This is a genomic window from Streptomyces sp. NPDC052036 (assembly GCF_040680495.1).
GTDB lineage: Bacteria > Actinomycetota > Actinomycetes > Streptomycetales > Streptomycetaceae > Streptomyces.
This window is the reverse complement of sequence record NZ_JBFAWW010000008.1, coordinates 57,116-70,647: the sequence shown is the minus strand read 5'-3', so window position 1 is coordinate 70,647 and position 13,532 is coordinate 57,116. Positions and strand designations below refer to the sequence as shown.

Here is a 13,532-nt window from a genome sequence, read left to right as displayed (position 1 = left end):
ACTCCTCCGGGTCATGCGGGTTTCTTCCAGTGTCGCGGACCCCGGGGCGGGGGCCGCACGGTCCGGCCACCGTGCGGCGGCCGGACCGAAGCATCCAGTCCTCAGACGCCCACCGTCGTGGGCTCCTCCGCGGCCGGCGCTCCACGGCCCGCGAGCCGCTCGCGCCAGGCGGTCAGCACGGCCTCCTCGGTCGGCTTCGTCATCAGCGACACCACGACGTACGCCGCCAGCGAGGCCAGCAGGCCGTAATAGACGGGCTCGTTGGCGAGGACGCCGTAGGACGCCATCAGGGCGATGACGGCGAGTCCGCCGACGGCGACCGAGGCGAGCGCGCCCTGCGCGGTGCCGCGCTTCCACAGCAGTCCGCCGAGGATCGGCACCAGCAGCCCGCCGACGAGCAGGTTGTACGCGACGGTCAGCGCCTCGACCACGTTGTTCAGCGCGATGGCCGTACCGATCACGGCGACCCCCATGATGAGGATGAAGACGCGGTTGCCCTTGACCTCGTCGTGCGCCTCGTTCCCGTCGCGGCGCACGACACCGCGCAGCCGCGACCAGATGTCGTTGTTGGCGACGGTCGCACAGGCGATGAGCGCGCCGGAAGAGGTCGACATCACCGCGGCGAGGGCCGCCGCGAGCACCAACCCGCGCACACCGACGGGGAGTTCCTGCTTGACGATGGTCGCGAAGGCGTCGTCCGGGCTGTCCAGCTTCGGGAAGAGCACCTTGGCGGCGGTGCCGATGACGGCGCCGGCGAGCGCGTAGACCAGGCAGTAGGTGCCGGCCACCGTGCCGCCTCGCTTGGCCGTCGTGTCGCTGCGGGCGGTGAACACGCGCTGCCAGATGTCCTGCCCGATCAGCATGCCGAACGTGTAGATGAGGACGTAGGTGAAGATCGTCTCGCCGCCGATGCCCAGCGGGTCGAAGTACGAGGTCGGCAGCTTGGCCTTCATCTCGCTGAAGCCGCCCGCCCGGATCACCGCGAGGGGCAGCAGCAGAAGCAGGACGCCGATGGTCTTCACCACGAACTGCACCATGTCGGTCAGCGTGATGGACCACATGCCGCCGAGCGTCGAGTACGCGACGACGATGGAGCCGCCCAGGATGATCGCGACGGTCCGGTTCATGTCGAAGAGGACGTCGAAGATGGTGGCGTAGGCGATGGTCGAGGTGACCGCGAGCATCAGTGTGTACGCCCACATGACCACGCCCGAGATCACACCGGCCCGGCCGCCGTATCTCAGGTCGAGCATCTCGGAGACGGTGTAGACCTTCAGCCGGGCGATGCGCGCGGAGAAGAAGACGGACAGGGCGAGCAGTCCGAGGCCGATGGTGAACACCATCCAGGCACCGGACAGCCCGTACTGGTAACCGAGGCCGACGCCGCCGATGGTGGACGCGCCGCCGAGGACGATCGCGGCCATGGTGCCGGAGTACATGGCGGGCCCGAGACGGCGGCCCGCGACGAGGAACTCGCTCTTGGACTTGGCGCGGCGCATGCCCCACCAGCCCATCGCCAGCATGCCGGCTAGGTAGACGACGATCACTGTGTAGTCGACGGCCATGGGGGCCCTCCTTCGCGCACTTCCCGGTGGCGTGTCGTGCAGAGACTCAAGGGTTCCCGGGAGCTACCCCGGGAACCGGGACGCCGGCAGCGGATCGCGGGGACATCCGCCCGTACCCGCGGCTGCCGGTCTGGAGAGACACTAGGTGGCCGGAAAGCGACTCTGAAGTGTACGTTTCATCCATCTGAACCGAGCGGAATGGAGGAACCGTCCACCATGCCGGATCCGTCGTCACCGGCCGCTCCGGCGGTACCCCCCACACCACCGGTGCCGCTGTCGGCCCTGCTCGCCCGGGAGGACCTGGCCCTGCGGCAGATCGCCGGTCCGGCCGGCCCCGGCATCGTGATCCACTGGGCGCACACCTCGGAGATGGCCGACCCCTACCCGTATCTGCTGGGCGGCGAGCTGCTGCTGACGGCGGGCGTGCACATCCCCGAGACGGCCGGCTCCGACGCGGGAGCCCCCGGGGGAGCGGATCCGGGACCGGGGAAGTACTTCGACGACTACGTCTCCCGGATCGTGGCGGCGGGCGGCGCGGCGCTCGGTTTCGGCCTGGCGCCGGTGCACGACACGGTGCCGCCCGCGCTGGTGGCGGCCTGCGACCGCCACGGGCTGCCGCTGCTGGAGGTCCCGCCGCAGACGACGTTCTCCGGCGTGGCCCGTGCGGTGTGGCAGCTGATGGCCCAGGCCCGCCTGGCGGAGCTGCGCCGCGTCACGGAGGCCCAGCAGAGCCTGGCCGCGGCGGCGGCCCGCCCGGACCCGGTGCCCTCGGTGCTGCGGCAGCTGGCCCAGCGGGTCGCGGGCTGGGCGGTGCTCTACGGGCCGGACGGGACGCAGGTCGCGGCGGCCGGGCGGGGACCGGAGAGCGAGGCGCGGGAGGCGATGGCGGAGCTGGCCCGGGTGGTACGGCCCGTCGGCACCGCGGCTCTGCCCCCGGCGCACCTGGCCGGCGCCCCGCAGCCGGGCGCGCCGGCGGGGCCGGGCCGGGCCCGCCCCGCTCCGTCCTCCGCCGCCGAGACCGTCGCCGGGACCCATCTGGCCGCCTACGCGCTCGACCCGGTCCAGGGCTTCGCCCTCGGGGTCGCCTCCCCGCGGCGCGACCCCGGGGACCACACCATCGCCTCGGTCGCCGCGGTCCTTCTCTCCCTGCTGACCGGGGAGCATCACAGCGGGGCGGGCGCGGCGCGCTCGTCGGCGCTCGTACGGCTGCTGCTGGGCGCCGCCCCGGAGGCGGTCGCACCGCTGCTCGGGGACGACCGGTGGATCGTCGTGCACGCCCGCCCGGACACCCGGGCCCCCGAGGCCGGGCAGCCGTCTCCCGGCGGCACCGGTCCGCACGACGCCATGGCCGCCGCCGCGCTCGGCGCCGCGCTCGGGTCCGCGCTGGTCGATCTCGGGGAGGGGGTCGTACGGGTCCTCGTCCCCGCCGGCCGGGAACCGGCGCCGCTGCCGGGCTGGACCCTCGGCGTGAGCGCCGCCGTCCTCCCGGGCGACTGGGCCGCCGCCGACGCCCAGGCGGCCCGGGCCCTGACCCGCGCCCGCGCGACCCGTGCGCCGCTGGTGCGCCACGGCGAGCGCACGGGCCTCGCCGACCTCGTCCCCGCCGAGCAGGCCGAGCTGCACGCCCGCACCCTGCTCGCCCCGATCGCCGGGACGCCCGCCCTGGTGGAGACCCTGCGCACCTGGCTGTCCCTGCACGGCAGCTGGGACCGCACGGCGGTCGCCCTGTCGGTCCACCGCAACACCGTGCGCCAGCGCATCGCGCGCTGTACGGCGCTGCTGGACGCGGACCTGGACGACCCGGACGTACGGATGGAACTGTGGTTCGCGTTGCAGCGGACGGGACAGGGCCGGGCGGCGCCCGCCCGCGCCGAGTGACGCACGTCCCACGCTGCGGAACAACAGCCGTCCCGGCGCAGCTCGACGGCACAATGGGGGCCATGCCGATACCCGGGACCCCCAGCCGCGCCGAGCTCGTCGACCACCTCGTCCGCACGCGTATCGCGGGCGATGTCGCCACGCCCCGTGAGAACAATCTCTCCCACTACCGCAAGCTGGCGAACGGCGACCGCAACTTCTGGCTCGGCCTGGAACTGGGCGACCGCTGGACCGACGAGCAGGACGTGCTCGCGGTCATGACGGAGCGCTGCGGTGTGAACGACGATCCCGAGTACCGCTACGGCCAGGACACCATCGACCCGGAGCTGACCGTCGGCGCCCTGGATCGTCTGGCGGCCCGTCTGCGCAAGGCCGCCGACAGCCGGCAGCGCGTGCTGCTGGCCACCGGGCACCCCGGGGGGCTCCTGGATGTGCACCGCGCCACCGCGGCCGCCCTGCGCGCCGCCGGGTGCGAGATCGTCGTCATCCCGGACGGGCTGCAGACGGACGAGGGGTACGTCATGCAGTTCGCCGACGTGGCCGTGCTGGAGCACGGCGCCACCCTCTGGCACACGCACTCCGGCGAGCCGATGCGCGCGATCCTGAACGGTCTGGAGAGGACGGGTCGCCCGCTGCCCGACCTGGTCGTCGCCGACCACGGCTGGGCGGGCTGCGCGGGTCAACTGGGCGTCGACTCCGTCGGCTACGCGGACTGCAACGACCCGGCCCTCTTCCTGGCGGAGGCCGAGGGAACCGTCCAGGTGACGGTCCCCCTCGACGACCACGTCACCAGCCCCCGCCACTACGACCCGCTGACGGCATACCTGCTCGACGCGGCGGGCCTGGCCTGACAGAAGGTCACGGGGCCGCAGCACCGACCGCCCCCGCGGAACCGGTCGGCGTCAACGTGGACTCGCTCCAGCAGATCGCCGTCATCGAGACCCTGCTGGCCCTTGGCATGATCACGGGACTCGTGATCGGCGTCGCGGCCTTCCTGGTCTCTGCGACGGACCGGGCCGTCGAACGCCGCGCCCAGGTCACCGCGATCACCTGATCGGCGCCCGGACGCGAACGCTGCGCGCCGTCCAGAGCACGCAGGTCGTCCTGCCCCTGACCATCGGGCTCGCCCTTGTCCTCGTGACCGGCAAGCTCGCCGAGTCGAGCTATCTCGTCACCGGCGGCGGCGCCGTCTTCTGGGACCTCTCCGGCATCCCGGTCCTCGCGTTCGCGGCCCTGGGCGTGGTCGTCGTCGCCGCGGTGGGCACGCTCCCGCTCGTCGGCCGCCGCATCAACCCGGAGCTGATCCGCCGCGACTGCCCCCTTCCGGGGGACGGGGCGTGGCTCCGTCCCCCGGAGGCGTCACCACGGAACGCGGACCACGCCCTCCTGGATCACCGAGACCGCCAGACGGCCGTCCTGGGTGTAGATGCGGGCCTGGCCGAGGCCCCGGCCGCCGTGTGCGGAGGGGGACTCCTGGTCGTAGAGCAGCCACTCGTCGGCCCGGAACGGGCGGTGGAACCACATCGCGTGGTCCAGGGAGGCCCCGACGACATCGCCGACGGCCCAGCCGCCGCGCCCGTGCGCGAGCAGCACCGAGTCGAGGAGCGTCATGTCGGACACGTAGGTCGCGAGGACCACGTGCAGCAGGGGGTCGTCCGCGAGCTTGCCGTTGGTGCGGAACCACACCTGGGAGTGCGGCTCGCGGGGGTCGCCGAACTTCCCGTACGGCGGCTCCTCGACGTACCGCAGGTCGATCGCCTCCCGGGCCTCCAGGATGCGTTCCACCACCTGGGGGTCGAGGTGGCCGTAGGAGCGCAGCCGGTCCTCGGAGGTGGGCAGGGTGGCCGGGTCGGCGGAGGGCGGCATCGGGGCCTGGTGGTCGAGGCCCTCCTCGTCCGTCTGGAACGACGCGGACAGCGTGAAGATCGGCTTGCCGTGCTGTACGGCGACGACCCGGCGGGTGGTGAAGGACCGGCCGTCGCGGAGACGCTCGACGTTGTAGACGATGGGCGCGCCCGGGTCCCCCATGCGCAGGAAGTACGCGTGGAGGGAGTGGGCCGGCCGGTCCGCGGGGACCGTGCGCCCGGCGGCGACCATGGCCTGGGCCGCCACCTGCCCGCCGAAGACGCGGGGGACGACGGCGGACCGGGACTGGCCGCGATAGATGTCCTCCTCGATCTGCTCCAGATCGAGCAGATCGAGGAGACCCTGTAGTGCCTGACTCATGGGTCGGTTGTATCCGCGGGTGGTTGCGCGGGGCTTACAGGCCCATGTCCTTGGCGATGATCGTCTTCATGATCTCGCTGGTGCCGCCGTAGATGCGGTTGACGCGGTTGTCCGCGTACAGGCGGGCGATCGGGTACTCGTTCATGAAGCCGTAGCCGCCGTGCAGCTGGAGGCAGCGGTCGATCACGCGGTGGGCGACCTCGGTGCAGAAAAGCTTCGCGGAGGCGGCCTCGGCGGGGGTCAGCTCACCGGCGTCGAGGGCCTCCGTGGCGCGGTCGGCGACGGCCTCGGCCGCGTCCACCTCGGCCTGGCAGGCGGCCAGCTCGAACTTGGTGTTCTGGAAGGCGGCGACGGGCTGGCCGAAAACGGTGCGCTGCTGGACGTAGTCCTTGGCGAACCGGACGGCGGCCTTGGCCTGGGCATAGGCGCCGTAGGCGATGCCCCAGCGCTCGGAGGCCAGGTTGTGGCCGAGGTAGTAGAAGCCCTTGTTCTCCTCGCCGAGCAGGTCCTCGACGGGCACCTTGACGTCGACGAACGACAGCTCGGCGGTGTCGGAGGTCTTCAGGCCCAGCTTGTCGAGCTTGCGGCCGACCGAGTAGCCCTCGGCCTTGGTGTCCACGACGAAGAGGGAGATGCCGTGGCGGCGGTCCTCGGCGGTGGGCGCGGAGGTACGGGCGCAGACGATCATGCGGTCGGCGTGCACACCGCCGGTGATGAAGGTCTTGGCGCCGTTGAGGACGTAGTGCGTGCCGTCCTCGGAGAGCTTGGCCGTGGTGCGCATGCCCGCGAGGTCCGAGCCGGTGCCCGGCTCGGTCATCGCGATGGCCCACATCTCCTCGCCGGCGACGAACTTCGGCAGATAGCGCTTCTTCTGCTCGTCGGTGGCGAGCAGCTTGATGTACGGCAGGCCGAGCAGCACGTGGACGCCGGAGCCACCGAAGGTGATGCCCGCGCGGGCGGTCTCCTCCATCAGGATGGCCTCGAACTTGTACGAGTCGATGCCCGCGCCGCCGTACTCCTCGTCGACGCGGATACCGAACACGCCCAGCTCGGCGAGCTTGTAGTAGAAGTCGCGCGGCGCCTGGCCGGCGGCGAGCCACTCGTCGTAGACGGGAACGACCTCGGCCTCGATGAAGGCGCGCAGGGTCTCCCGGAACGCCTCGTGATCCTCGTTGAACACCGTACGGCGCACGCCGCCACCTCCGCGTACCTCGACTGTCTAAGCGCTTGCTCATATCAAACGTACCGGCGAGTAGAGGCAGGCGTCCAGAGGCCCCCTGGTAACGCTCGTCACGCTTCCCGGGCGGCCCCGGTGCGGACGATCCCGGCGAGAGCGGTGTCGGCTGATGTGAGGGCGGCCAGGACGCCGGCCGCGACGGGGTGACCGGCCGCGTACCGGGCGGCGGCGCCACCGCCGGCAGCACCGCCGTCAGGACCCCCCGGCCGCCGCGAAGGCACCCCGGGCCATCCGGTGCAGCAGCTCCGCCGTGGCTCCCCGGCTCGGGAGGGGGCCCCGGCGGCCCAGGTGCGGGGTCGAGTTCAGCAGGCCGAAGACCGAGTGCACCGCCGAGCGGGCCGCCGGTTCCGCCAGCTCGGGGTAGACCTCGCGCAGGATCTCCACCCACAGCTCGACATACTGCCGCTGAAGCTGCCGTACGAGCTTGCGGTCGCTGTCCCGGAGGCGGTCCAGCTCGCGGTCGTGCAAGGTGATCAGGGGACGGTCGTCGAGCGCGAAGTCGATGTGCCCCTCGATGAGCGAGTCGAGGACCGTCTCGGGAGCGGCCGCCCCGTCGGCCTCCGCCAGGCGCCGCTTCGCCCCGGTCAGCAACTGGCCGCTGATCCCCACCAGCAGCTCCGCGAGCATGGCGTCCTTGCCCGCGAAGTGCCGGTACAGCCCCGGTCCGCTGATGCCGACGGCGGCGCCTATCTCGTCGACCCCGACACCGTGGAAACCGCGCTCGGCGAACAGCCGCGCGGCCTCCTTGAGGATCTGCTCGCGGCGGGTGGGGGCGTCGGTTCTGGTGGCCATGAAATCAATTCTAGACAGGGAGGTTAGCGGTCGTTAACCTGAAGGAAATGCGTTAACGCTCATTAACAAGGTGAGGGGACCGCAGGATGCTGGAGGCACCGGAGCTGACGAGCGCGGCCGAACCCGCGTCGGAGGCCTGGCAAGCCAATGAGGACGCGCACCGCGCACTCGGCGAGGAGCTGCGCGGCAAGCTGGCCGCGGCCCGGCTGGGCGGCGGCGAGAAGGCCCGTGCGCGCCACACCGCTCGGGGCAAGCTGCTGCCGCGCGACCGTGTGGACACCCTGCTCGATCCGGGGTCGCCCTTCCTGGAGCTGGCGCCCCTCGCGGCCGACGGGATGTACGACGGACAGGCCCCGGCCGCCGGGGTGATCGCCGGGATCGGGCGGGTCAGCGGCCGCGAGTGCGTGATCGTCGCCAACGACGCCACGGTCAAGGGCGGCACGTACTACCCGATGACGGTGAAGAAGCACCTCCGGGCCCAGGAGGTGGCGCTGGAGAACCGCCTCCCCTGTGTGTATCTGGTCGACTCGGGCGGCGCCTTCCTGCCCATGCAGGACGAGGTGTTCCCCGACCGCGAGCACTTCGGGCGGATCTTCTACAACCAGGCGCGGATGTCGGGCGCCGGGATCCCCCAGATCGCCGCGGTGCTCGGGTCGTGCACGGCCGGCGGGGCCTATGTCCCGGCGATGAGCGACGAGGCCGTGATCGTGCGCAACCAGGGCACGATCTTCCTGGGCGGCCCGCCCCTGGTGAAGGCGGCCACCGGTGAGGTGGTGACCGCCGAGGAGCTGGGCGGCGGCGAGGTCCACTCGCGGGTGTCGGGCGTGACCGACCACCTGGCGGAGGACGACGCGCACGCGCTGCGAATCGTGCGGACCATCGTCTCCACGCTCCCCGCGCGCGGGAAGCTGCCCTGGGAGGTCGTCCCGTCCGTCGAGCCGAAGGTCGACCCCTTCGGGCTGTACGGCGCGGTCCCGGTCGACTCCCGCACGCCGTACGACGTGCGGGAGGTCATCGCGCGCGTGGTGGACGGCTCGCGCTTCGCCGAGTTCAAGGCGGAGTTCGGCCAGACCCTCGTCACCGGCTTCGCCCGCATCCACGGCCACCCGGTCGGGATCGTCGCCAACAACGGCATCCTGTTCTCCGAGTCCGCCCAGAAGGGCGCCCACTTCATCGAGCTGTGCGACCAGCGCGGCATCCCGCTGGTGTTCCTGCAGAACATCTCCGGCTTCATGGTCGGGCGGGACTACGAGGCGGGCGGCATCGCCAAGCACGGCGCCAAGATGGTCACGGCGGTCGCCTGCACCCGGGTGCCGAAGCTCACGGTCGTCATCGGCGGCTCCTTCGGCGCCGGCAACTACTCGATGTGCGGACGGGCCTATTCGCCGCGCTTCTTGTGGATGTGGCCGAACGCCAAGATCTCCGTCATGGGCGGCGAGCAGGCCGCGTCGGTCCTCGCGACCGTCAAGCGCGACCAGTTCGAGGCGCGCGGGGAGGACTGGCCCGCGGAGGAGGAAGAGACCTTCAAGGCCCCGATCCGCGCCCAGTACGAGCGCCAGGGCAACGCGTACTACGCGACGGCCCGGCTGTGGGACGACGGTGTGATCGACCCGCTGGAGACCCGGCAGGTGCTGGGCCTGGCCCTGACGGCATGCGCCAACGCGCCCCTGGGTGAGCCCCAGTTCGGCGTCTTCAGGATGTGAGGGGGACCATGTTCGACACGGTGCTTGTGGCCAACCGGGGCGAGATCGCCGTACGCGTCATCCGGACGCTGCGGACGATGGGCGTGCGCTCGGTGGCCGTCTTCTCCGACGCCGACGCGGACGCCCGCCATGTCCGGGAGGCCGACACGGCGGTCCGGATCGGTCCGGCGCCCGCGGCCGAGAGCTATCTCTCGGTGGAGCGTCTGCTGGAGGCCGCCGCCCGGACCGGGGCCCAGGCGGTGCATCCCGGGTACGGCTTCCTCGCGGAGAACGCCGCGTTCGCGCGGGCGTGCGCGGAGGCGGGCCTGGTCTTCATCGGCCCTCCCGCGCAGGCGATCTCCCTCATGGGCGACAAGATCCGCGCCAAGGAGACGGTGCGCGCGGCCGGCGTCCCGGTCGTGCCCGGATCCAGCGGCAGCGGCCTCACAGACGAGGAACTGGCCGCGGCGGCCGGGGAGATCGGCATGCCGGTGCTGCTGAAGCCGAGCGCGGGCGGCGGCGGCAAGGGCATGCGGCTCGTGCGGGACCCGGCCGTGCTGGCGGACGAGATCGCCGCCGCCCGCCGCGAGGCCCGTGCCTCCTTCGGCGACGACACGCTCCTGGTCGAGCGCTGGGTCGACCGCCCCCGCCATATCGAGATCCAGGTCCTGGCCGACGGCCACGGGAACGTGGTGCACCTGGGCGAGCGCGAGTGCTCCCTCCAGCGCCGCCACCAGAAGATCATCGAGGAGGCGCCCAGTGTGCTCCTCGACGAGGCCACGCGCACCGCGATGGGCGAGGCGGCGGTCCAGGCCGCCCGCTCCTGCGGGTACGAGGGCGCGGGCACGGTGGAGTTCATCGTGCCGGGCGGCGACCCCTCGTCGTACTACTTCATGGAGATGAACACCCGCCTCCAGGTGGAGCACCCGGTCACCGAACTGGTCACGGGAGTGGACCTGGTGGAGTGGCAGCTGCGGGTGGCGGCGGGCGAGCCCCTGCCCTTCGGGCAGAAGGACATCACGCTCACCGGACACGCGGTCGAGGCCCGTGTCTGCGCCGAGGACCCGGCCCGCGGTTTCCTCCCCTCCGGAGGCACCGTGCTGGCGCTGCGCGAGCCACAGGGGGACGGGCTGCGCACGGACTCGGGCCTGACCGAGGGCACCGAGGTCGGCAGCCTGTACGACCCGATGCTGTCGAAGGTCATCGCCTACGGCCCCGACCGCGCGACCGCGCTGCGCAAGCTGCGGGCGGCCCTCGCCCGGACGGTCACGCTGGGCGTGCAGACCAACGCCGGTTTCCTGCGCCGTCTGCTGGCCCATCCCGCGGTCGTGGCGGGCGATCTGGACACGGGTCTGGTGGAGCGGGTGGTGGACGCCCTCGTCACCACCGAGGTGCCACAGGAGGTCTACGAGGCCGCGGCGGCCGTCCGCCTGGAGGCGCTGAAGCCGCGCGGCACAGGCTGGACCGACCCGTTCTCGGTGCCGAGCGGCTGGCGGCTGGGCGGCGAGCCCCGGCCGGTGGCCTTCCCCTTGCGGGTGTCCGACCCCGTGGAGTACGCCCCGCGGGGCACCCACACCGTGACCGAGGACTCGGTGTCCGTCGTCCTGGACGGCGTACGCCACACCTTCCAGCGGGCCGGGGACTGGCTGGGCCGCGACGGCGACGCCTGGCATGTGCGCGACCACGACCCGGTCGCCGCGTCGCTCACCCGGTCGGCGCACTCCGGCACCGAGTCGCTGACCGCGCCCATGCCCGGCACGGTGACCGTGGTCAAGGTGGCCGTCGGGGACGAGGTGACGGCCGGACAGAGCCTGCTGGTGGTCGAGGCGATGAAGATGGAGCACGTCATCTCCGCCCCGCACGCCGGGACCGTCGCCGAGCTCGACGTCACCCCCGGCACGACGGTCGCCATGGACCAGGTGCTGGCCGTGATCGCACCGCACGAGGAAGACGGGGAGGCGACGGAATGACCGTTCAGGGACTGCCCATGGTCGTGCCCTCCGAGGACCTGCCCCCACGGGTCAGGATCCATGAGGTCGGCGCGCGCGACGGGCTGCAGAACGAGAAGAGCACGGTGCCGACGGAGGTGAAGGCGGAGTTCATCCGCCGGCTCGCGGACGCGGGCCTGACCACCATCGAGGCGACCAGCTTCGTGCACCCCGAGTGGGTGCCCCAGCTCGCGGACGCCGAACAGCTGTACCCGCTCGTCAGCGATCTGCCGGTGGCGCTTCCGGTCCTCGTCCCGAACGGACGCGGACTGGACCGCGCGCTCGCGCTCGGCGCCCGCCGGATCGCCGTCTTCGCCAGCGCCACCGAGTCCTTCGCCAAGGCCAACCTCAACCGCACGGTGGACGAGGCCCTCGCGATGTTCCAACCGGTGGTGGAGCGGGCGAAGGAGCACAAGGTGCACGTCCGCGGCTATCTGTCCATGTGCTTCGGCGACCCCTGGGAGGGGGCCGTCCCCATCCACCAGGTCGTCCGCGTCAGCAAGGCGCTGATGGACATGGGCTGCGACGAACTGAGCCTGGGCGACACGATCGGTGTGGCGACGCCGGGCCACGTCCAGGACCTGCTGTCCGAGCTGAACGAGGAGGGCGTGCCGACCAGTGCCATCGGCGTGCACTTCCACGACACCTACGGCCAGGCCCTCGCCAACACCCTGGCGGCGCTCCAGCACGGCGTGACGACCGTCGACGCCTCCGCGGGCGGCCTGGGCGGCTGCCCGTACGCCAAGTCCGCCACCGGCAACCTCGCCACAGAGGACCTCGTCTGGATGCTTCACGGCCTCGGCATCGAGACCGGGGTCGACCTCGACCGGCTCACCGCCACAAGCGTGTGGATGGCCGCCCACCTGGACCGGCCCAGCCCGTCCCGTACCGTCCGAGCCCTCTCCCACAAGGAGTGACCCCCATGGACCACCACCTCTCCCCCGAGCTGGAGGAACTCCGGCGCACGGTCGAGGAGTTCGCTCACGACGTCGTGGCGCCCAAGATCGGCGACTTCTACGAGCGCCACGAGTTCCCGTACGAGATCGTCCGCGAGATGGGCCGGATGGGCCTGTTCGGACTGCCCTTCCCCGAGGAGTACGGCGGCATGGGCGGCGACTATCTGGCGCTCGGTATCGCGCTGGAGGAACTCGCCCGGGTGGACTCGTCCGTCGCCATCACGCTGGAGGCGGGGGTGTCGCTCGGCGCGATGCCCGTCCACCGCTTCGGCACGGAGGCCCAGAAGCAGGAGTGGCTCCCGCGGCTGTGCTCCGGCGAGATCCTGGGCGCCTTCGGTCTGACGGAGCCGGACGGCGGCTCGGACGCGGGTGCCACCCGGACCACGGCGCGACTGGACGCGGAGACGAACGAGTGGGTGATCAACGGCACGAAGTGCTTCATCACCAACTCGGGCACGGACATCACCGGCCTGGTGACGGTCACCGCGGTGACGGGCCGTACGCCGGAGGGCCGCCCGCAGATCTCCTCGATCATCGTCCCGTCCGGCACGCCCGGCTTCACGGTGGCGGCGCCCTACTCGAAGGTGGGCTGGAACGCGTCGGACACCCGTGAGCTGTCCTTCGTGGACGTGCGTGTCCCGGCGGCGAATCTGCTGGGCGAGGAGGGCCGCGGCTACGCCCAGTTCCTGCGCATCCTGGACGAGGGCCGGATCGCGATCTCGGCGCTGGCGACGGGCCTGGCCCAGGGCTGTGTGGACGAGTCGGTGAAGTACGCCAAGGAGCGCCATGCGTTCGGCCGCTCGATCGGCGCGTACCAGGCGATCCAGTTCAAGATCGCGGACATGGAGATGAAGGCCCACACGGCCCGTCTGTCCTGGCGCGACGCGGCGTCCCGTCTGGTCAGCGGCGAGCCCTTCAAGAAGGAGGCGGCCCTGGCGAAGCTCTACAGCTCCACGGTCGCCGTCGACAACGCCCGCGACGCCACCCAGATCCACGGCGGCTACGGCTTCATGAACGAGTACCCGGTGGCCCGGATGTGGCGCGACTCCAAGATCCTGGAGATCGGCGAGGGCACGAGCGAGGTCCAGCGGATGCTGATCGCCCGGGAGCTGGGACTGACGGGCTGAGCCCGCAGCAGCGGCCACAGCGATGAGGGGCCCGCGCCGCACCAGGCGCGGGCCCCTTCGCATATGAGGTGCGGTCAGGCG

At 72.0% G+C, this 13,532-nt stretch carries 11 protein-coding genes; 7 read left to right on the top strand and 4 right to left on the bottom strand.

Annotated features, from left to right (window positions below; translation table 11 throughout):
- Nucleotides 1-101 precede the first annotated feature (101 nt).
- Entirely contained in the window at nucleotides 102-1,565 is a 1,464-nt protein-coding gene (locus tag AB0L95_RS14175) for a sodium:solute symporter (RefSeq protein ID WP_365161607.1), read from the bottom strand.
- Nucleotides 1,566-1,781: 216 nt separating this feature from the next.
- Between AB0L95_RS14175 and AB0L95_RS14170 the strand changes: the two genes are divergently transcribed.
- The 3 genes from AB0L95_RS14170 to AB0L95_RS14160 all read left to right on the top strand — a co-directional run bounded on the left by AB0L95_RS14170 (nucleotide 1,782) and on the right by AB0L95_RS14160 (nucleotide 4,497).
- Complete coding sequence (locus AB0L95_RS14170) at nucleotides 1,782-3,443, top strand: helix-turn-helix domain-containing protein (RefSeq protein WP_365161605.1); 1,662 nt, start codon at nucleotides 1,782-1,784, stop codon at nucleotides 3,441-3,443.
- 62 nt (nucleotides 3,444-3,505) lie between these two features.
- Nucleotides 3,506-4,294, top strand: coding sequence for a phosphatase (locus AB0L95_RS14165; protein ID WP_365161604.1), 789 nt, complete (start codon nucleotides 3,506-3,508; stop codon nucleotides 4,292-4,294).
- 56 nt (nucleotides 4,295-4,350) lie between these two features.
- The gene (locus AB0L95_RS14160; RefSeq protein ID WP_365161602.1) at nucleotides 4,351-4,497 is read left to right on the top strand and encodes a hypothetical protein; all 147 of its coding nucleotides are present in this window, start codon (nucleotides 4,351-4,353) and stop codon (nucleotides 4,495-4,497) included.
- Nucleotides 4,498-4,802: 305 nt separating this feature from the next.
- On the opposite strand, the gene AB0L95_RS14155 is transcribed toward AB0L95_RS14160, so the two are convergent.
- The 3 genes from AB0L95_RS14155 to AB0L95_RS14145 form a co-directional block, all read right to left on the bottom strand.
- Nucleotides 4,803-5,669, bottom strand: a complete 867-nt coding sequence (locus AB0L95_RS14155) for an acyl-CoA thioesterase II (protein ID WP_365161600.1) — start codon at nucleotides 5,667-5,669, stop codon at nucleotides 4,803-4,805.
- Between the two features lie 34 nt (nucleotides 5,670-5,703).
- Nucleotides 5,704-6,861, bottom strand: coding sequence for an acyl-CoA dehydrogenase family protein (locus AB0L95_RS14150; RefSeq protein WP_365161598.1), 1,158 nt, complete (start codon nucleotides 6,859-6,861; stop codon nucleotides 5,704-5,706).
- 237 nt (nucleotides 6,862-7,098) lie between these two features.
- Nucleotides 7,099-7,698 (bottom strand): TetR/AcrR family transcriptional regulator, encoded by a 600-nt coding sequence (locus AB0L95_RS14145; RefSeq protein WP_365161596.1) that lies wholly within the window; start codon nucleotides 7,696-7,698, stop codon nucleotides 7,099-7,101.
- An 86-nt stretch (nucleotides 7,699-7,784) separates the two neighbouring features.
- On the opposite strand from AB0L95_RS14145, the gene AB0L95_RS14140 reads away from it, so the two are divergent.
- Genes AB0L95_RS14140 through AB0L95_RS14125 form a run of 4 tightly spaced genes read left to right on the top strand, consistent with a single transcriptional unit; the run spans nucleotide 7,785 to nucleotide 13,451 of the window.
- Nucleotides 7,785-9,401: a carboxyl transferase domain-containing protein gene (locus AB0L95_RS14140; protein WP_365161594.1), complete on the top strand. Its 1,617-nt coding sequence runs from the start codon at nucleotides 7,785-7,787 to the stop codon at nucleotides 9,399-9,401.
- An 8-nt stretch (nucleotides 9,402-9,409) separates the two neighbouring features.
- Nucleotides 9,410-11,350: a biotin carboxylase N-terminal domain-containing protein gene (locus tag AB0L95_RS14135; protein ID WP_365161593.1), complete on the top strand. Its 1,941-nt coding sequence runs from the start codon at nucleotides 9,410-9,412 to the stop codon at nucleotides 11,348-11,350.
- Nucleotides 11,347-12,285 carry a hydroxymethylglutaryl-CoA lyase gene (locus tag AB0L95_RS14130; protein WP_365161591.1) on the top strand — a complete coding sequence of 313 codons (939 nt, stop codon included), beginning with the start codon at nucleotides 11,347-11,349 and terminating at the stop codon, nucleotides 12,283-12,285. Before AB0L95_RS14135 ends, AB0L95_RS14130 begins: the two co-directional genes overlap by 4 nt.
- Before the next feature lie 5 nt (nucleotides 12,286-12,290).
- On the top strand, nucleotides 12,291-13,451 hold the full coding sequence (locus AB0L95_RS14125; protein WP_365161589.1) for an acyl-CoA dehydrogenase family protein: 1,161 nt from the start codon (nucleotides 12,291-12,293) through the stop codon (nucleotides 13,449-13,451).
- Nucleotides 13,452-13,532 lie beyond the last annotated feature (81 nt).